At 66.0% G+C, this 435-nt stretch carries 1 protein-coding gene; it reads right to left on the bottom strand.

The annotated features are described in order from the left end of the window. Positions 1-435: TonB-dependent siderophore receptor (locus tag LC452_RS21765; RefSeq protein ID WP_374197793.1), on the bottom strand; the 435-nt coding region annotated here is incomplete at both ends.

The raw sequence follows: 435 nt of genomic DNA, 5'->3' as shown, positions 1-435 counted from the left end.
GCCCCAGGTCGAGCCCTTGGGATCGCTCTCCAGCACGTCGCCACCGACTGTCAGCAGCGTGCGTTCGCCCAGATCGGCTTCCAGCACGGCATAGCCGACCTTGCTGGTGCGCTGGTAGAAATCCAGATTGGAATGCTTGTCCTGCCAGGCACCTACCGCGCGCCCACGCACGCGGCCATCGGCAGTCAGCGGGCCGCCGACATCGACTTCGGCACGGTAGTCGTCCCAGCGGCCGACCCCCAGCGTCGCGATGCCAGCAAATTCCTTGCCCGGCTTCTTGCGGATCAGGTTGATGGTCGCGCCCGGATCGCCCATGCCGGTCAGCAGGCCGGTCGCGCCCTTGAGCACTTCGACCCGGTCGTAGATCGCGGTATCGCTGAGCGTATTGCCAGCCGAGTACGCCGAGTCGCGTGACATCGGAATGCCGTCGTACTG

It is taken from the genome of Microbacterium sp. EST19A (assembly GCF_019969685.1).
Taxonomy (GTDB): Bacteria; Actinomycetota; Actinomycetes; order Actinomycetales; family Microbacteriaceae; genus Microbacterium.
Note: the sequence above shows the minus strand (reverse complement) of the source record. Positions and strands in the feature narration are given on the sequence as shown.